Origin of the sequence: Fibrobacter sp. UWH9 (assembly GCF_900129715.1) — a bacterium.
GTDB lineage: Bacteria > Fibrobacterota > Fibrobacteria > Fibrobacterales > Fibrobacteraceae > Fibrobacter.
On the sequence record NZ_FQWP01000026.1, the window covers coordinates 22077 to 41139 of the forward strand.

Annotated in this window: 15 protein-coding genes and 1 pseudogene; 15 read left to right on the top strand and 1 reads right to left on the bottom strand. The window is 53.5% G+C overall.

Annotated features, from left to right (window positions below):
- Positions 1 to 18 precede the first annotated feature (18 nt).
- Positions 19 to 1710 (bottom strand): GGDEF domain-containing phosphodiesterase, encoded by a 1692-nt coding sequence (locus BUB94_RS14525; RefSeq protein WP_073238371.1) that lies wholly within the window; start codon positions 1708 to 1710, stop codon positions 19 to 21.
- A gap of 334 nt (positions 1711 to 2044) precedes the next feature.
- Here BUB94_RS14525 and BUB94_RS14530 point away from each other — a divergent pair.
- From BUB94_RS14530 to BUB94_RS16940, 15 genes and pseudogenes are all read left to right on the top strand, one after another.
- Positions 2045 to 2545: pseudogene (locus BUB94_RS14530) on the top strand (NADH-quinone oxidoreductase subunit B); the annotation flags it as partial.
- Positions 2546 to 2682: 137 nt separating this feature from the next.
- Positions 2683 to 3285, top strand: coding sequence for an NADH-quinone oxidoreductase subunit C (locus BUB94_RS14535; protein ID WP_073238377.1), 603 nt, complete (start codon positions 2683 to 2685; stop codon positions 3283 to 3285).
- Complete coding sequence (locus tag BUB94_RS14540; protein WP_073238380.1) at positions 3282 to 4475, top strand: NADH-quinone oxidoreductase subunit D; 1194 nt, start codon at positions 3282 to 3284, stop codon at positions 4473 to 4475. The genes BUB94_RS14535 and BUB94_RS14540 overlap by 4 nt, the downstream gene beginning before the upstream one ends.
- On the top strand, positions 4472 to 5536 hold the full coding sequence (locus BUB94_RS14545) for a complex I 24 kDa subunit family protein (RefSeq protein WP_073238383.1): 1065 nt from the start codon (positions 4472 to 4474) through the stop codon (positions 5534 to 5536). Before BUB94_RS14540 ends, BUB94_RS14545 begins: the two co-directional genes overlap by 4 nt.
- Before the next feature lie 2 nt (positions 5537 to 5538).
- Positions 5539 to 6846 (top strand): NADH-quinone oxidoreductase subunit NuoF, encoded by a 1308-nt coding sequence (gene nuoF / locus BUB94_RS14550; protein WP_073159648.1) that lies wholly within the window; start codon positions 5539 to 5541, stop codon positions 6844 to 6846.
- A 4-nt stretch (positions 6847 to 6850) separates the two neighbouring features.
- Positions 6851 to 8464 carry an NADH-quinone oxidoreductase subunit G gene (locus BUB94_RS14555; RefSeq protein ID WP_073238396.1) on the top strand — a complete coding sequence of 538 codons (1614 nt, stop codon included), beginning with the start codon at positions 6851 to 6853 and terminating at the stop codon, positions 8462 to 8464.
- Positions 8464 to 9816, top strand: coding sequence for a complex I subunit 1/NuoH family protein (locus BUB94_RS14560; protein WP_073159652.1), 1353 nt, complete (start codon positions 8464 to 8466; stop codon positions 9814 to 9816). Before BUB94_RS14555 ends, BUB94_RS14560 begins: the two co-directional genes overlap by 1 nt.
- Positions 9816 to 10385: a NuoI/complex I 23 kDa subunit family protein gene (locus tag BUB94_RS14565; protein WP_249269454.1), complete on the top strand. Its 570-nt coding sequence runs from the start codon at positions 9816 to 9818 to the stop codon at positions 10383 to 10385. The genes BUB94_RS14560 and BUB94_RS14565 overlap by 1 nt, the downstream gene beginning before the upstream one ends.
- The gene (locus BUB94_RS14570) at positions 10385 to 10915 is read left to right on the top strand and encodes an NADH-quinone oxidoreductase subunit J family protein (protein ID WP_073159654.1); all 531 of its coding nucleotides are present in this window, start codon (positions 10385 to 10387) and stop codon (positions 10913 to 10915) included. The genes BUB94_RS14565 and BUB94_RS14570 overlap by 1 nt, the downstream gene beginning before the upstream one ends.
- A complete protein-coding gene (gene nuoK, locus BUB94_RS14575; protein ID WP_073159656.1) occupies positions 10915 to 11229 on the top strand; it encodes an NADH-quinone oxidoreductase subunit NuoK in 315 nt (104 codons plus the stop codon). Before BUB94_RS14570 ends, nuoK begins: the two co-directional genes overlap by 1 nt.
- 6 nt (positions 11230 to 11235) lie before the next feature.
- Positions 11236 to 13179, top strand: a complete 1944-nt coding sequence (gene nuoL, locus BUB94_RS14580) for an NADH-quinone oxidoreductase subunit L (RefSeq protein WP_073238386.1) — start codon at positions 11236 to 11238, stop codon at positions 13177 to 13179.
- Positions 13179 to 14885 carry a complex I subunit 4 family protein gene (locus tag BUB94_RS14585; RefSeq protein WP_073238389.1) on the top strand — a complete coding sequence of 569 codons (1707 nt, stop codon included), beginning with the start codon at positions 13179 to 13181 and terminating at the stop codon, positions 14883 to 14885. The genes nuoL and BUB94_RS14585 overlap by 1 nt, the downstream gene beginning before the upstream one ends.
- Complete coding sequence (locus BUB94_RS14590) at positions 14885 to 16354, top strand: NADH-quinone oxidoreductase subunit N (protein ID WP_073238391.1); 1470 nt, start codon at positions 14885 to 14887, stop codon at positions 16352 to 16354. Before BUB94_RS14585 ends, BUB94_RS14590 begins: the two co-directional genes overlap by 1 nt.
- Before the next feature lie 292 nt (positions 16355 to 16646).
- Positions 16647 to 18452: a hypothetical protein gene (locus BUB94_RS14595; RefSeq protein ID WP_073238393.1), complete on the top strand. Its 1806-nt coding sequence runs from the start codon at positions 16647 to 16649 to the stop codon at positions 18450 to 18452.
- Between the two features lie 10 nt (positions 18453 to 18462).
- Complete coding sequence (locus BUB94_RS16940) at positions 18463 to 18615, top strand: hypothetical protein (RefSeq protein ID WP_175549743.1); 153 nt, start codon at positions 18463 to 18465, stop codon at positions 18613 to 18615.
- The last annotated feature ends 448 nt before the right edge of the window (positions 18616 to 19063 follow it).

A 19063-nucleotide genomic window follows, 5' to 3' on the forward strand; every position in this document is an offset into this window, starting at 1 on the left:
TGTCTTCGTTAACCCTTATTAGTACATCTTTTCGCCGGTAAGGCGCTTCTCGAAGTCGTCACGGCTCAGAGGCTTGTCGAAGAGGAATCCCTGTACGTGGCGGCAGTTCACGTCGTGGAGGAACTTGGCCTGTTCTTCATTTTCCACGCCTTCGGCAATGACTTCCTTGTCCATTTCCTTGGCCATGTTGACCACGTTCTTCAGCACGATTTCGTCCTGGGAACCGGCCTTTCCGATGTTGTCCAACAGGGATTTGTCCAGCTTGACCACGTTGAAGTCGAAGTTCTTGATGACATTCAGGGTGGAATATCCGGTGCCGAAATCGTCGATGGAAACGGAAATTCCGTGGCTGCGCATGGCGCCAATGAACTTCTGCATGGCTACGAAATCATCATAGTCGGACACTTCGGTCAGTTCCACTTCCAAGTACTTGCTTTCGACTTCGTACTTGTTCATGATGGCGAAGAAATCTTCCGAGAAATTGGGGTTCTTCAGGTGCAACTTGGAGAAGTTCACTGAAGTACGGACCGGTTCGATGCCGGAGTTTACCCACTTACGGATGTCGCTGCAGACGCATTCAAATACGTAGAAATCCAGCTGACAGACGGTTCCTTCACGTTCCAGGATGGGCAGGAAATCTGCAGGGGGGACTACAGTCCTGTGGCGGAGCCAGCGGACCAGCGCTTCGGAACCGCACAACTGCTTGGTAATCAGGTCGACCTTGGGCTGATAATAGACCATGAATTCCTTGCTCTTGAGGGCGTTCTGGAATTCGCTGGAAATTTCTCTCTGGTGCAGGGCGTCGACCAGCATTTCGTTGTTGAAACGGATAATGTCGGTGGTCTTGACGTTCTTGGCGGTATTCAGGGCGATGGAACTGCAGTTCATCAGTTCGGAAACGGTGTCCTGTTCGCGAACCACGTAGACGCCCATACGGGCAGAAATCTTGAAATTGAGGGGCTTGGGACCCTGGCTCAGGGTGACATCCAGGCAAGAGAATTTCTTGATAATCTCTTCGGTATGTTCGTTTCGGACCAGGAAGAAGAAATTGTCGCCACCGAGACGGGATATGATTTCATCGGGGCCGAGAACGGCCTTGGCGGCGTTCACGTAGGCCTTCATGGCGATATCGCCGACCTGGGGACTCATAGACTTGTTAATGTACTTAAAATTCTTCAGGTTGGTGAAGATGCCTGTGTGTCCGACGAAATTCTTCTGGCTGATCAGTCTGCCCACGAAATTCATGAGGCCGGGCTGGTTGTCGGCACCGGTCATGTAGTCGATTGTCCTGGCGCGTTCTGCCATGCCCATGAGGCGGGCGCGTCCGCCCAAGATGAAACAGTCGTAGCAGATGAGCTGCAAAGCATCCCTTTCCTGATCTGTAAAGTCATGACCGTCAACGGGATGGGCGTTAAAAGTAAAAGTGCCGCTTTCGGCTGTAGACATCACTTCGGCGATGTCTGAGCAGGTCGGGAGGGTGGGGAGCTTTTCCTTGTCATGGTAAATGAGCATTTTACCGTCGACGCCGGACTGGGCGAAGGTGGAAACCGGGGCTATAAGGCCACACTCCATGAAACCGACGTTCAGAACCCTTGCGATGGGCTCGATCATGCGGGATATCTGCGATAAAAGGACCTCAGGGGCAGTAATGGGGCTGAGAAGACCTTCCCTAAACCTCTTGTATTCGTCGCTGCAAAGCCTAAAGTCCATAATTTTCCTCAAAAAGAGCTAATCGGTTGTATGTCTTAAAGACAAAACCGAGCCAAATTTAAAAATCCGCGGTGCTTAGTGCAAGCAAAAATTGAGCAAAACCATCGGGACCGTGTTAAATGTTGTTTTTTATCACACATACTAATATATACCTAAAAAGAAGGATAAAAGTCAAATTTTACGTTTGTTTGTAAAAAAATATTGGGCTGGTGGTGGAATTTTGACGGTTTAAGTGCCGTATAGGGGTGTTTTGGAGGGCTCCGGGGGCATGGGGGCTTTGGGGTGTCCCCAAAAATTTCTACCTTTGCGCCGGCATTTAATGAGGTAAGCTCCTATGAAAAATGAGGCAGATAAGCCGAATTTCATTACGTCCTCCCTTGACTTCCTGGTCAACTGGGGCCGTACTAATTCTCTGTGGCCGTTCCCCTATGGTACGGCTTGCTGTGCAATCGAATTCATGAGTACGGAAGTGGGTCGTTATGACCTTTCCCGTATCGGTTCTGAATACGTGCGTTTTACGCCGCGTCAGTCCGATGTGCTGCTTGTGTCAGGTACTATTACATACAAGCAGGCTCCGATCCTGCAGCGCATGTACGAACAGATGGCAGAACCCAAGTGGGTGATCGCCATGGGCGCCTGCGCAAGCTCCGGCGGTTTCTATGACTGCTACTGCACCGTTCCGGGTATCGACCATATCATCCCCGTCGACGTCTATATCGGTGGCTGCCCCAGCCGTCCCGAAGCATTCTTCGACGCCATGTTCGACCTGCAGAACAAGATCAAGGACGAATCCTTCATGAAGCAGCGTGCGGAACGCGTCAAGGATCAGCTTGAAATGATCAAGGTGAAGACCGCCGAATGCAAGGCCGAGGCTAAGGCCATGGCTGCCGAAAAGGTCGCCGCCGCCAAGGATTTCCTGGTCGAAAAAGAACAGAAACTTATTAAGAAAGCACAGTTCTGGAAGGAGTAAAAATGGATTTTGCTGAAAAGACCGTTTCCCTCCTGGAAGAGAAGTTCGGCGGCAAGCGCGAACCTCTGGCCAAGTGGGACGCCTGTGTGGTGATTCCTAAGGAATACCTCCACAATGCAGTGGAGTTCCTGAAGAACGATAGTTCTACCCAGTTGGATATGCTGCTGGACGAAGCCGGCATCGACTATCTGACTTACCCCAATCACGAAGGTCCTCGCTTTGCAGTGAGCTACAGCTTCAAGAGCACCAAGGTTGCCGGTCGTCGCATCCGTCTTAAGGTGCTGGTCAGCGAAGCCGACCTGAAGGTCCCCACCATCACCGACCTGTACAAGAGCGCTGATTGGCTGGAACGCGAAGTCTTCGACCAGTTCGGAATTGTGTTCGAAGGTCACCCGGACCTCCGCCGCCTGTTGAACCATGTTGAATTTGTGGGCAATCCTCTCCGTAAGGATTACCCGGCCCAGAAGCGCCAGTGGCTTTCCACTAGCGACTACCTGATGCCCGAACTTGAAAAGCGCCTTGAATCCAAGGGTTACAAGGTGATCGAACGCTCCGAGGAAATCAATCCTGTGGACGAAGAATATCTTGAAGGGAGCAGACAATGATCGTATTAGATCCGAATGGCGAAAAGCTGAGCCTCATGTCCCTGAACGTGGGTCCCACTCATCCGGCTACCCACCACTGCGTACGCTTGCTTACCGCTCTCGACGGCGAAACTATCGTTGCCGGCGTTAGCGAAATTGGCTTTATGCACCGCGGTTTCGAAAAGATGGTTGAACGCGGCACCTGGCAGCAGGTGATTCCCTACACTGACCGCTTGAACTACTGCTCTGCAATGATGAACAACATTGCGTTCTGCCGTGCCGTCGAAAATATGTTCGGCATCGAAATCACTGAACGCAACAAGGTCCTCCGCGTTATTGTGAACGAATTAAGCCGAATCAACGACCACTTCATTTGCGTGGCCGCTGCATTCCAGGACTTGGGTGGTACCACTCCGTTCATGTACGCATTTAACCCCCGCGAAGAAATTATGCTGATTTGGGAAAAGCTCACTGGCGCTCGTCTGACCAATAGCTTTGCCCGTATCGGTGGTCTGTATCGCGACACCTATAGCGGTTTCGAAGGTGATGTCCTGGCAGCCTGCAACTCTGTTGAAAAGGCTCTCAAGGATCTTCACGCCTGCTTGGACCGTAACCGTATCTTCCTGGATCGTACCGTTGGCGTTGCCAAGATTTCCAAGGAAGACGCTATCAGCTACGGCTGGACCGGCCCCGTGCTCCGTGCTACCGGCGTAGAAAGCGACCTGCGTAAGGATGAACCTTACTACGATTACGAAACCTATGACTGGGACGTTGTGGTTGGCACCAATGGTGACGCAAACGACCGTCTCCAGGTTCGTCTCTACGAAATCGAAGAATCCGTTAAGATTGTACGTCAGGCTCTGAAGCGTCTCGCTCCGGGTCCTGTTGACATTGTCGATCCTCGTATTCGCGTGCCGTCTCACAAGATGGCTTACCAGGATATGGAAGGCCTCATCGGCCGTTTCAAGAGCGTTTACGAAGGCATCCGCGTGCCCGAGGGCGAATACTACTGCGGTAGTGAATGCGCTAACGGCGAACTTGGCTTCACCATCATTGCCGATGGTTCCGGCCACCCGTACCGCATCAAGGTTCGTTCCCCCAGTCTCGCTCACGTTTCCGCTTTCAACTTCCTGGTTGAAGGTCTTACCTTGGCCGACTCTATGGCTACCTTGCCTGGCCTCAACATGATTGCAGGAGAACTTGACCGATGAGTGAACATATTAAAGGTGCAGTTCATTTTGTTGCAAACAACAATCTGAAGTTCGATCGTCCGGAACAGCCTATTGGTGCTATGCCGGATCCGGCGCAGACCTTTGGCCACGTGAACAAGATTCAGGAACAGCCCAATCCCAAGGAAGTGCTGGAAAAGCTCTCCACTCCCGAAATCAAGGAACGTTGCGCTGACTTGCTGAGCCGTTACCCTGAAGGGCAGGGCGCACTTCTCGAAGTGCTGTGGCTTGTGCAGGGCGTGTTCGGCTGGGTTCCCACCGAAGGTATCCGCTGGGCTGCTAACGTTTGCGGTTGCGCTCCGGCTCATGCTCTTGGCGTCGCCACTTTCTATACCATGTATAACCATGCTCCCAAGGGCAAGTTCATGTTGCAGTTCTGCCGCAACATCAGCTGCGCTATCAAGGGTGCACAGCCCCTCATCAAGTACATCGAGAATAAGCTTGGCATCAAGTCCGGCGAAACCACTCCCGATGGCCTCTTCACCATTCTCCAGGTTGAATGCCTGGGCTCTTGCGGCAACGGCCCCATGATGCTGGTGAACGATGACTTCGCTACCGACGTTGTTGACGGTCAGCTGAAGATGAAGCGCGGCACTACTCTCACTGAAGAAAGCATTGACCGTATCGTCGAATGGTGCAAGGCTCATGCAGACAACGTTCCCAAGCACGACGTGCTGGGCGGTGTTGTTAAGGGTCATTGCGGTCATCCGGGCGCTCCTGGCGCAACTGCCAAGCCCCAGGTCAATGACTATGCTCCTCCCAGCCCCGTTCTCTGCGTCAAGGCTGAAGCCGATGCAGCTGGTGCTACCCTCACTTGGAAGGGTGCTCCGGAATTCACCAAGATCGTGGTTGAAAAGAAGTCTGGCAATGATTGGGTCGTCGTTGGCGAACCCGGCGTTAAGGACAAGGCTTTCGTGGATGCCGCTGGTAAGGTTGGCGATGAATATCGCATGATCGCTACCTCTGGCGAACGCGTGGCTAAGCCTTCCGCTGTTGCTGTTACCACTCAAAAGCCGGAACCGGTTGAAGAGAAGAAGGTATAATTATGGCAGAATGCGTAAAAGTTTGTACTGAAAACTTCGGCAAGGGCGCCCAGGACATTGAAGTCTACAAGAAGCTGGGCGGCTACGAAAATATTTCCGAACGCTTGTTCAATATGAGCCAGTTCGAGCTCATCGACTACGTGCAGCGCACCAATCTGCGTGGCCGTGGCGGTGCAGGCTTCCCCACCGGTATGAAGTGGAGTTTCGTGCCCCGCGGAACCGGCAAGCCCGTGTACATCGTGGTGAACGCTGACGAAGGCGAAGGCGGTACCTTCAAGGATCACTTCCTCATGTTGGAAGATCCCCACCGTCTTATCGAAGGCCTTATCATCGCCGCCTGGGCTCTGGGTTCCCGTGCAGCATACATCTACTGCCGTGGCGAATTCCTGCCCTGCATCGAAAGCCTCAACAAGGCTCTGAACCAGGCTTATGCCGCTGGCTACCTTGGCGAAAATATCTGCGGAACCAAGTTCAGCTTCGATATCTTCGTACATCGCGGTGCTGGCGCCTACATTTGCGGTGAAGAAACCGCACTCATTAACTCTCTCGAAGGCCAGAAGGGTCAGCCCCGCCTGAAGCCGCCTTTCCCGGCTGTTAGCGGTGCATGGAAGAGCCCCACCTGCGTGAACAACGTAGAAACCATTATGGCTCTCCCCTGGATCCTGAAGCACGACCCCAGCGAATACGCCAAGATGGGTACTCCCCGTGCAGGTGGTACCAAGGTGTTCTGCATTTCCGGTGACGTCAAGAATCCGGGCGTGTACGAAGCTCCTCTGGGCACTCCCATGATGACCATGATCAACGAATATGCTGGTGGCGTGGTCGGTGGCAAGCTGAAGGCTGTGCTGCCCGGTGGTTCTTCTTGCGCTCCTCTGACTGCAGAAGAAGCTGCGGTTGCAACCATGGATTACGAATGCCTGGCTTCCATGAAGACCATGTTCGGTTCCGGTGCTATGATCGTCATTAACGACACTCATAACATGGTTGACCTGTTGAATGTATTGGGTAATTTCTACAGCCACGAATCCTGTGGCCAGTGCACCCCGTGCCGCGAAGGTACCGGTCTTCTGCACCGCATGCTGAACCAGATCGTTGCTGGCAACGGTCACGACGGCGATGTGGAACTGATGCAGAGCCTTACCGGTGGTTTCGGTGGCGTGACCATTTGTCCGCTGTCCATCTCTCTGGGCGGCCCTGTAGCTTCCTACAGCACAAAGTTCCGCGCCGACTTCGACGAATACATTGCAAAGAACCCGGACCACGCAAAGCCGCGTGTCCAAGAAACCGCACGTCCTGGAATTTTCTGGTAATAATATGAGTAACTACTATAACATGCCGAAACTCCCGACCGAAAACAGCCCGAAGGTTGAAATCTTCGTGGATGACAAGGCCGTGATGGTTCCTGGCGATACTAACCTCCTCGAAGCCCTGAAGGCTGTCGGGATTGAAACTCCGCACGTCTGTTACCATCCGTATCTGCCGGTTTCCGGTAACTGCCGTCAGTGCCTGGTTGAACAGGAAGGCCCCCGTGGTCGTATGCTGGTCATCTCCTGCTATACTCCTGTCGCTCCGGGTATGAAGATTTATACTCCTGCTTCCTCTGCTCGCGTCAAGAACGCCCGCAAGGCAACTCAGGAATTCATGCTGGTGAACCATCCGCTGGATTGCCCTATCTGCGATAAGGCTGGCGAATGCACCCTGCAGGAAAACTACATGGAATGCGGTCAGAACGAAGGCCGTCTCCGTCCGGAATATGGTAAGAACTACCACGGCAATCCGGCTCACCAGTTCGTTGACGCCAAGGGCCAGGTCCGTGGCGGTAAGCACGTGGATATCGGTCCCCGAATCCTTCTCGACGAAGAACGCTGCGTACAGTGCGACCGTTGCGTCCGCTTCATGCGTTCTGTGGCCAAGGATGAACAGCTGCAGCTTGCAGGCCGTGCCGACCACACTTACATCACCACGTTCCCCGGCGAAAAGCTGGACCACGAATATGACCTCTGCGTCACTGACGTGTGCCCCACCGGTGCAATGACTGCCAAGTACTTCCGTTTCCAGAAGCGCGTATGGCTCCTGAGCCACACCCCGACCATCTCTATGGATGACTCCCTGGGCGCAAACATCTGGATCGACCATGCCGACGGTAAGATCTACCGCGTCATGCCCCGTTGCAATCCGGAAGTGAACCGCAGCTGGCTCTCTAACACCAGCCGTATGGCATTCCAGAACTTTAACAAGAACCGTCTCCCCGCAATCGGTGGCGTCAAGGTCATCAAGGAAGCTCTCGCTTCTGCAACTGGCAAGATCGCTCTCGTTGCCGGTGGCGAATGCACCATCGAAGACTTGGCTGCTCTCCGCATGCTGAAGGAATCCCTGGGTGACCGTGCCGATATCTTCGGCGGTTCTCTCAAGATCAAGTCCGAACCCGATGGCATCGCCAAGAGCGGTGACCCCATGGCAAATCGCGCCGGCTTCAAGCTCCTTGGCCTTGCCGACGACAATCTGTGGGATCTGGCTCAGAACGTTTCCAACTACTCCGTGCTGGTCTGCGTGAACAACAACATTGTTGGCGATGGCAACAAGTCCATGGACGTAATCGAAAAGATTCCGACCCGCATCGTTCTTTCCGCTTTCAATGACGAAACTGCAAACAAGGCTACCCTTGCTTACGGTATCAGGCACTGGAGCGAAGTCCAGGGCACCATGGTGAACTCTCTCAACATTCTCCAGAAGTTGAACGCAGCTCCCACTTGCCCCGATGCAGAACTGAGACCCGCTTACAAAGTTCTCTCTGAACTGGCTGGCAACACCTTCACCTGTGCATACGACGCTTTCAAGAAGGCTGCCGAATACGCCCCGGCTCTCGCCGGCCTCGCTTACGACAGCATCAAGAGCACTGGCCTTCATCTTGAAGGAGGTAACGCATAATGGATATTATTGAATCCAAATCCTGGGTTGAATGGCTGATCACGATTGCGAAGTTCGCCTTCTGCTTCGTGCCGGTCCTTTACATCCTCCTGTTGATTCCTATGGAACGCCGTGGCGCCGGCTTTATGCAGGACCGTCAGGGCCCCAACCGTTCCTACATCAAGATCCCGTACTTCGGCAAGATCCGCTTGCTGGGTTACGTGCAGAACATGTGCGACGGTACCAAGCTGTTCTTCAAGGAAATGTTCGCTCCCAAGGGCGCAAGCAAGTTCCTGTACTACGTGGCTCCGGCAATCCCGTTTGCCATCGTGTTCCTGTCTCCCTGCGTCATTCCCTGGTTCGGACCTCTGGTTTTCGAATGGGGTGGCAAGGTCGTGACGATCAGCGGTTCCATCCTTGATACCGAAGTGGGCATCTTGCTCCTGTTCGGTTTCTCTTCTCTGTCTGCATTCGGTGCTGTCCTGGCAGGTTGGGCTTCCAAGTCCAAGTACAGCTACCTGGGCTCCCTCCGAACTTCTGCAATGACCATTAGCTACGAAGTCTGCCAGGGCCTTTCCATGATGGGCCTCCTGGTGCTCGCAGGCTCCTTCAGCCTCACCGACATCGTTAGCTGGCAGGAACACCACGTCTGGGGTATCGTTGCCCAGCCGGTGGCTTTCTTCTGCTTCCTCATTGCAACTATCGCCGAAACTGGCCGTGCTCCCTTCGACGTTGCCGAAGGTGAACCGGAATTGGTTGCTGGTTACCACACTGAATACGGTGCAATGCAGTTCGGTATGTTCTACATGGGCGAATACGCTCATATCTGCATCGCTTCCTTCCTGGTGGCAACCCTCTTCCTGGGTGGCTACTCTGTACCGTTCGTTACTACCGAAACCATGCAGGCTCACATGGGCGGCTCCCTGGCCATCCTCTGCTGGGTGCTTGCATTCCTCGGCCTCGCATTCCTCCACATGATGCACCGCTACTCCAAGAAGCTCCGCGCTTCTTCCCAGAGCAATAAGATGGTGATCCTGCAGGAATACAAGCTGTACAAGCTGGTTGCCGGTATTGCTACCGTCGTGTTCATCGCTGCCGGTGTCGCTTCCTGGATGTTCTACACTCCGGAAATCGCACATACCGCCGCTGGCGTCAACACCATCGGTACTGCTCTCGGTACTGCTGTTATCCACCTGCTGGTTCTCGTCGTCAAGAGCGTGTTCTTCTGCTGGGTCTGGATCTGGGTCCGTTGGACTCTGCCCCGCTTCCGCTATGACCATGTGATGAACCTCGGTTGGAAGATTATCCTTAACATCGCTATCCTGAACCTCGTCGTGACCGCAGTTGTCGCAAAGCTCGTTGGAGGTAACTAATGGCTCGCGTTATTAAACAGAAACCCATGACCGTCATCGAACGCCTCTACATTTTCGAGGCTATGCGCGGTCTGTGGACCACCCTTAAGCATGCTGCCCGTGGTTTGTTCCGCTACGAAGAACTTCCCACTATTTCCTACCCGGAAGGCCAGCCCGAAGTTCGCAACACCTATCGCGCCAAGCATCGCTTGATGCTCCGCCCCGATGGCACTCCCCGTTGCGTTGCTTGCGGCATGTGCGCTGCAGCTTGCCCTGCTCACTGTATCTTTATCGAAGCAACCCAGTCTGACGATCCCCGTATCGAAAAGCGCGTCATGCGTTTTGACATCGACCACCTGGTTTGCGTGTTCTGCGGCCTTTGCGCCGAAGCCTGCCCGGTAGATGCTCTCCGCATGGATACCAAGCAGATCGTTTTTGAACATCGCAACCGCGAAGATTTCGTGGCACACCTGGCCGATCTCATCGAATGGGATCCGAAGGATTACCCCGAAGACGCACAGAGCCAGATGGCTCCGGGCGGTACCAAGAACGCCGAGGCCCGCAAGGTCTGGGGAATGGAGGTTAAGTAATGCTCGCCCTGATTTACTTCATTGTCCTTGGAATTATCGCAATTGGCTCTGCCGTTTGCGTGCTCCTTTCCAAGCATCCGCTCTACGGAGCTCTTTCCCTGGTTCTTACCATGCTCTCCCTGGCCGGTATCTACGGCCTGCTGGGTAGCCCCTTCATGGGCGTTGTCCAGATCATGGTTTACGCAGGCGCAATCATCATGTTGCTCACCTTCGTGATCATGGTGCTGAACGCCGGTAAGGACAGCAAGACTCCCATGTTCGACAAGGTTTCCCTGTTCGTGATTCCGGCCGTGATCGTTCTCGCCGGTCTCGTGGGCTTTGCCCTGGTTCGTGCTCCCATCGTCTTCGATGCTACCACCCTCCGCGGCTCTGTAAAGCTCACCTCCGAAACACTGTTTAACGTAGCTCAGGAAGGCCCCGGCTACTTCGTCCTGTTCGAAGTCCTCGGTCTGTTGCTCCTTTCTTCCATGGGTGCCGCTGTGCTCATGGCCAAGAAGCGCCTTGGCTCTGAAATCGAGGAGGAAAAGTAATGGAACTCCAAGCTATGTATGTTCAGATTTTGGCCCTGGTGATTTTCGCCATCGGCCTTATCGTGGCCATTTCCCGCAGAAACATCTTCTTCGTGCTCATGGGTGTTGAACTCGCCCTGAACGCCGTGAACCTGTCTTTCGTGGGCTTTGCCAAGACCCTGCCTGCCGAAATGAGCGTTGCAGGCCAGATCGTGCCGCTGTTCGCAATTGCTGTTGCAGCTGCCGAAGCTTGCGTGGGCCTTGCCATGGTCATCATGATCTTCCGTAACCGCGAGAGCGTTGATTCCAACGACTTCTCTAACTTGAAGGGGTAATAATCAATGACTAATTTACCGCTTTGGTTTATTCCGCTCTTCCCGCTCATCGGTACCATCCTTTTGGGTACCATCGCCGTGATTTCTTCCGGCAGCAAGAAGGGCCCTTCCGAAGGTTTCGTTGGCGCGCTGGCCGTGTTGTTCCCGGCTCTCGCTTTCGCTAGCGTTGTCCTGCTGGCTTTCGGCATGCCCGAAACCGGCATCCGTCAGACCCTCTGCAACTGGATCGACGTCCCCATGCTCAAGGTGGACATCGGATTCCTGTTTGACGGTCTGTCCCGCATCATGCTGCTGTTCGTCACTGGCATCGGCTCCCTGATTGCGCTGTACTCCATCGGTTACATGCACGGCGACCGTGGCTTTGCCCGCTTCTTCGCCTACATCAACCTGTTCCTGTTCAGCATGATCGTGCTGGTCCTTTCCGACAGCCTGCTCCTGACCTTCCTGGGTTGGGAAGGTGTGGGTCTCTGCTCTTACCTGCTGATCGGTTTCTGGAACCACGACGTGAACAACTGCAAGGCTGCAAACAAGGCCTTCATCGTGAACCGCGTGGGTGACATCGGCTTCCTCCTGGGTATGCTGGTGCTCTGCACTATCGGCGGCTCCGCCATCCTCAACTACGATCAGCTGGCTGCATTCATCCAGATGGTCGTTTCCGGTGGCCACGTTGAAATCGTCATTCCGTTCCTGTCTCTCGCCGGTATCTGCTTCTTCGTAGGCTGCACCGGTAAGTCCGCCCAGATTCCTCTTCTCACTTGGTTGCCCGATGCAATGGCTGGTCCGACCCCGGTTTCCGCCCTCATCCATGCTGCAACCATGGTGACCTCTGGCGTGTATCTGCTTGCCCGTCTCGGTTCTATGTTTGCCATGCTCCCCACCGTGCTTGATATCATTACCGTTGTCGGTATGCTCACTGCATTCTGGGCCGCTGTGGCTGGCCTCTTCCAGAACGACATCAAGAAGGTGCTGGCATACTCCACTATCTCTCAGCTGGGCTACATGTTCATGGCTGCAGGTGTGGCTGCATTCGATGCTTCCATCTTCCACGTCTTTACCCACGCCTTCTTCAAGGCAGCCCTGTTCCTCGGTGCCGGTGCCGTGATTCACGCCCTGGCTGGCGAACAGGATATGCGCAAGATGGGTGGCCTGGTCAAGAAGGTTCCCGTTACCGCATGCGTCATGATCTTTGCATTCCTGGCCATTATCGGTATCCCGGGCTTCGCCGGTTTCTGGTCTAAGGACCTGATCCTGGAACGTCTCTATATGAGCGGTCCCATGGGCCCCTACTACTATGCAGTTGGCCTCCTCACTGCTGTTATTACCGCAGTCTACATGGGCCGTCTGATCATCCTGACCTTCTTCGGTTCCTATCGCGGTTCCAAGGAAAGCGAACATCACATTCACGAAGCTCCGGCTTGCATGCTGATCCCCATGGTGATTCTCGCCGTTGGCGCAGTGTTCTCCGGCTATATGTGGGCAGATTCCATCGGCCTTACCTTCTTCCGTGATATGCTTGCTCCTGTTGTTGGTGCTGCACAGCTCTCCGTGGCTCACTCCGAAGCCCACGTGAACCCCATGGTGTTCGCCGGTCTCGGCACTGCCGCTGCTGTTCTCGGTCTCGTGATTGCCTGGGCCAAGTTCGGCAAGGCTCGCATTCCTGAAGCCAAGGGCTCTTCTGCTCCTACCGGCAAGATGGCTACCTGGACCTTCCTCTTCGATATCATTCACGGTTGGTTCATCTGCCTTACCAATGTTGTTGCCTGGATTATCGAAAACTGCGTGGATAAGCTGGTTCTGTTTGTCCAGTGGCTGGTAGCCGGCATTGTTGAAATCCTGGGTGATGGCGTTGCCTCCTTCCAGGTTCGCAAGGTTCGCCTGCAGCTCGCTCTTAGCGTTGCCGGTGTTGTAGCCCTTGTGCTCGTTGTTCTTCTGACCGGAGGTATGATCTAATGCTTCTGCATCTCCTCGTCTTGGCTCCGTTCGTTGCCGCAATCCTCATGGTGGCAACCTCCAAGGAAGATCCCAAGTCTTCTTCCCGCCTGGCTTTCCTCTTCGGCCTTGCCTTTGTGGGCATGTCCGTCGCTCTGATCGCCGGTGGCAACCAGGCTACCGAAGCTGTGGAATGGTTCCGCATTCCTGGCGCAAAGGGCCCGGTTTACTACTACCTGTACAGCCATGGTCTGGGCGCCTGGATGACGCTCCTTTCCACTGGTCTTTCCCTGGTGGCTCTCATCACTGCTCGTAACACTACCTGCAAGAACTACCGCAACTTCGCAATCGGCATCTTCGCCTTGATGGGCGCCATGAACGGCACCTTCCTGGCCGCCGACGCAGTGCTGTTCTTCTTCTTCTTCGAAGCAATGGTGATCCCCGCCGCAATCCTTATCGCCGGTTTCGGTGGCAAGGATCGCGTCAAGGCTGCTATGACCTTCGCCATCTACACCCTGGTGGGCTCCGCTCCCATGATGGTGGCTCTGTGGTACGTGCTGACCAAGGCTGACAATTCCCTGCTCCTTTCTCTGGCCCTGGCTATCCAGAACATGGATCCCGCCGTCCAGACCTCTATCCTCGTTTGCTTCCTCCTGGCCTTCATGGTGAAGACTCCGATCTTCCCGTTCCACGGCTGGCAGGCAATTTCCTACTCCGAAGCTCCCGCTCCGCTCTCTGCAATCCTTACCGGTGCAATGAGTAAGGCTGGCGTCTTTGGTTTCATTGCCTGGATCCTCCCGATTTTCCCGCTTTCTATGACTGCTGTCAGCACCATGATGTGGCTGGGCCTCGTGACTGCCGTTTACGGCGCTCTCATGGCTCTCCGCGCCAAGGATGCCAAGAAACTTCTGGCCTTCAGCTCCATGGGTCACCTCGGCCTGGCTGTTGCCGGTGTCTTTAGCCTTTCCGAAGTTATGCTCCCCGCAGTGCTGGTGCTCCTGGTGGCACACGGCCTCTCCGCAGGCGCACAGTTCCTTCTGATGGGCATTGGCGAACGTATGACTGGAACTCGCGAACTGGATAAGCTTGGCGGTCTTGCCCGCAAGACTCCGGTGTTCGGCACCCTGTTCGGCTTTGTGGCTGTGATGGCCCTGGCTGTTCCTGGTACTGCAGGCTTCGTCGGCGAATTCACCGTGCTCCTGTCCCTCTGGGATATGGGCCCGCTCCCCGCACTGGTTGCTGGTCTCACCATCATCCTCTCTGCCGCTTACATGCTCCGCTTCGTCCAGAAGGTTATCTTCGGTGAACAGAAGTGCGAAGTGACCGGCACCCAGATGACCGCCCTGGAAGGTTCTTCCATCGGTATCATGGCCGCCCTGCTCCTGGTGTTCGGTATGCATCCCGCATTCATCACCAACGCTCTGCACCTCTTCGACGAACAGGCTGTGGAACAGATGGCTAAGCTCTCCGGCAACGCCCAGCAGATCGAAGAAACTGCCGAAAACGAAGCAGTTCCCGCCGCTGAAGCTGCCGCCTCCGCCGAAGACGAAAATATCGCAAGCGTTGCCCAGCCCATGACCGAAGAAGACTTCCGTCAGCTGGATTCTAACCTGGCCGCCAACGGTTTCAGCGAAGAAGAACGCGCATCTCTCATCAAGCAGCTCCGCGAAATGGATGTCGACACCGCCGCCGCTTCTGAAGCCGCTGTTGAAGGAGGTAACAACTAATGAGTAACATGATCATTCTCTTGCCGGTTATCCTGGTTGCCGTTGGCGCCCTGATTTCCTTGGCTGCAGAACCCTTCATCAAGGACGAGAACAAGCATAAGATCCTTCCCTGGGTCGCTTCCGCATTCGCCCTGTTCGCAGCCGGTGCCTACGCCCTGGTCACTACCGATACCTTCTACGGCCTCTATGCCATGGATCCGGCCCGCCGCCTCCTGGGCGTTGCCATTGTGCTCTGCGCCTTCCTGGGTATCGCTGGCCTCCAGTGGACCCTGGGCCACGAAAAGTTCAAGGGTGGCGAAGCTTATGCCCTCCTGATGCTTGCTACTACTGGCGCCCTGCTCATGACTCAGGCCATCGACTATGTGGCCCTGTTCCTGGGCATGGAACTGGCTAGCTTCCCGATCTACGCCCTGGTGGGTATTCGCCGCAAGGATGCAAACGCTAACGAAGGTGCCTTCAAGTACTTCGTTTCCGGTTCCATCTTCAGCGCCATCTTCCTCTACGGTGTGGCTATGGTTTACGGTGCTACCGGTACTACCAGCTTCAATTCCGCCATTCTCCCGGGTCGCGAAAGCATCTACGGCATTGGCGTGTTCATGACCGTGATTGGCCTCCTGTTCAAGGCTGGTGCCGCTCCTGTCCACTTCTGGGTGGCTGACGTCTACACCGGTGCTTCCGTTGCAGTGACCGGCTTCATGGCTGCAGTTGTTAAGGTTGGCGCTCTCGCCGCCCTGGCTTCTGTATGGCTCGGCATCCTGGTGACCAAGGCTGGCTCCGCAGCCGCCTGGAACCTTGCTGAACAGGTGACCATCGGTTCCCAGTCCAAGGGCCTCTATTATGTGGTTGTTATCGTGGCTCTGCTTTCCATGGTGTTCGGTGCCTTCGGCGGTCTCGCCCAGAAGTCCATCCGTCGCATCTTGGCTTACTCCGCCGTGATGAACGCCGGCTTTATCGTAATCGGCCTGCTGCTGCCCAACTACGCTGCAAACGGTACCGTTCAGATGGGCCCCATGTTCTACTTCCTGGTGACCTACGCCGTTGCATCTGCTGGCGCCCTCACCGGTATTGCCTACCTGTCTGGCCGTGACGACCGCAACGAAACTCTGGAAGCGATCCAGGGCCGCGGCCGCAAGCGTCCCTTCGTTGCTCTGGGCGTGACTGTCTGCTTGGCAAGCCTGGCTGGCCTTCCGCCGGTTGCTGGTTTCCTGGCCAAGTTCACCCTGTTCACCGACGCATTCGCCGCTGGTATGGGCTGGCTCGCTGCCGTGGCCTTCGGCCTCTCCCTGGTGGCTGCCGTGTTCTACCTGCGTATCGCCTTCGTCCTCTTCATGCCCCTCAAGCCTGAATGCGAATGCAAGTGCGTATGCGCCAAGAGCGCACCCTTCAGCTACCTGCTGAAGTTTGCAGTGACCGTTGCCGCTATCGCCCTCCTGGTGGTCGGCGTGATCCCCGGCATCGCCCTGATCTAATCAGTTACAGGACGTCATTCCTGAACTGACCCAAAGTCATCCTGAACTTGTTTCAGGATCCTAAACTTCGAAAACGCCTCGTAGGAATCCCCTACGGGGTGTTTTTGTTTATAAGCGGATTTTATAAAGTACTTGAATGAATTCGCCTTCTGAACATTTTGGGGGTTCGTGTGTGACAAGGAACAAAAAATAGGGGGGGAAGCGGAAAAGGAACGCCTGATTTTGTAAGAAAATTAGTGACAATAATGCAATGAAAATTTATCTTTCGTCACTGAGAAAGATCAAGGTTTGTATGAAAAAGATAATCTATGCTATGACTTTTGCCGGCATCTGCGCTGTAGGCGCTAATGCTGCTTTGAATACCGTGAATGGTTGCTACCAGATCGGTACCTATGATGAACTGAAGGAATTCGCTACCAAGGTGAATAATGGTGAAACCGCCGCCTGTGGTCAGGTGACCCAGAATATTACTGTTTCAAGCTCTACTTCGTGGGGAACAACAAAATATGAAGATTGGACTCCGATTACAAACTTTGAGGGTTACTTTGAAGTGTTGAATGGAGCGACAATTGATCATTTGACCCTCTCGAAAAGCACTGTTGGGGGTGTACTTGGTAATTATGATTACAAGGGACTTTTTGACAAGGTCAAGGGTGGCGCAGTCATCAAGAATGTGAAGTTGACGAATGCCGATGTAAATGGTGAAAAGTATGTCGGTGGTATTATCGGAAGTATTGAAAGTTCCGGTGATAACACAAAGGCTGTCGTATTGGATAACTGTAGCGTTGCTGGTTCCGTTAAAGGTGATAAAAATGTTGGAGGTCTTGTTGGAAATGTGTCTTCCAACACAAAGCTGATTGTTGTAAACAGTTATAATTCCGCAACAATTTCAAAAACAGGACTGTCTGCGGCTGTCGCTGATCAAGGTGGTTTGATTGGCTATGTGTCTTCTGTCGCTTCTGTGACTTTAGTTAACTGCTACAATACTGGTTCTGCTACGACAAACCCCCTTGTTGGTAGTTCCGATGGTTCAATCAGTGCTACCGATGTAGTTTGTAGCACCTCAAGTAAGTGCAATAACGTTGTAAAGGACGCCACTTATAATGCAGCCCCTGCAACTGCTTATAACGCAAATTTGAACAACGAAACTTACCAGGCTGAAAAGGTAAAAGTCCTTTATGATGAAGCTTATGCAGGTAAGATGCAAGCAGTCTATCAGAACTATGTAGATCTGTCTGGCGTTACCATCGCTTACGAAAACAGCAAGGTAACTGCAACCTTCACTGATGATGCAACTACCTTCTCTATCCCTCAGGATATCAAGGTCGACAAGGTTGTCTTCAACCGCAAGTTCACTAACACCAAGTCTTCTACAATCGCTCTGCCTTTCAGCGCAAGTACGTCTGTAATTGCTGGTGCTGAATTCTACACTATTACGGGCGTCACACCGAGAGATCAGACTGATGAGAATTCTCGTGATACCGTTGTTGGAGATGGTGTTACCTCCGTTGAAGCTTATGTACCTTACCTTGTAAAGCCTACCGGTAATGATGGTTCTTTCGCTGTTTCTGGTGCCGTAACCCTGAAGAAGACTCCCGCCTCCCAAAACACTACTGTTGGTGATTGGTCTTTCATCACTGCTCTTGAAAAGAAGGTCTGGCGCCGTGCCGATGCCTCTAAGAATCTTGAAGCTAGTAACGAAGACGAAATTGGCCGCATCTATGGTTTTGCAGGTGCTGAGTCCGATGGCTTTGTTCCTGGCAACTTTGTTCGTGTAGAAAAGGCAAACATCATGCCTATGCGCGCTTACTTGAAGTATACAGGTAATCTTGGAGAATGCGGAAACGCTCTTTGCAAGGCTTCTCCTGTAGTTCTTTCTGACTCCATGGTGGTTCGCCTCAATTCTATAAAGACCGTTGATCCTTCTGTTGGTGGCGAAGTGATTGACCCGGAAGAAGAAACCACTTCCATTGTCAAGCCGTTTGTGGCTCCTGTTGCAGAAAAGGCTAACCGTTGGTACGATCTCTCTGGCCGCCGCCTCAACAAGAAACCTTCCAATCGTGGTTCCTTCTACAGCAAGCAAGCCGTCGTCAAGTAAGGAGTGAAAAATGAATATTAACGAAAATATCGAAAAGAAAGAATACGTCGCTCCTCAAATGACCGTTTTGAAGATGGACGGTGTTGCGACTCCGCTCTGTTGTTCTGATAATTGCGGTTATGGTTCCCAGTCGCCTAATGATGAAGGTGAATCCCTGGATTAACTTTCGTTCTATCGATACGAGAACGTTCTTGTAACACTCTAGTCGAAGCAGAACAAATACAGCATTAAAAAATCCCGCAGCAAAACCTGCGGGATTTTTTTTATCTGTAAATAAAACTTCCATCAAAAAAGTGGATCTTTTCTCTCCGTGAATTCTGGCAAAAGTCTCCTGTAAAATGCATAATAAGCAGCCGACAATTGACAAAGCCCTGTAAACCGCGCTCGACAGAGCAACTTCAATTGACAAAGCACTGTAAACCGCACCCCTCCGGTGTCCACGACCTGTTCGGGGGATCTCCTTTGTTCGTGCTAAAAAATTTTACAATCATTTTTCAAAAAATCGGGATCCATTCCCCGCAAAAAAGCGTGTATAGGATTGGTGGCGATTTTGCCTTCCCGCAAAGGTGTGCGCAACAACCGAAAAAATACATGAACAAAAGAAAACATGA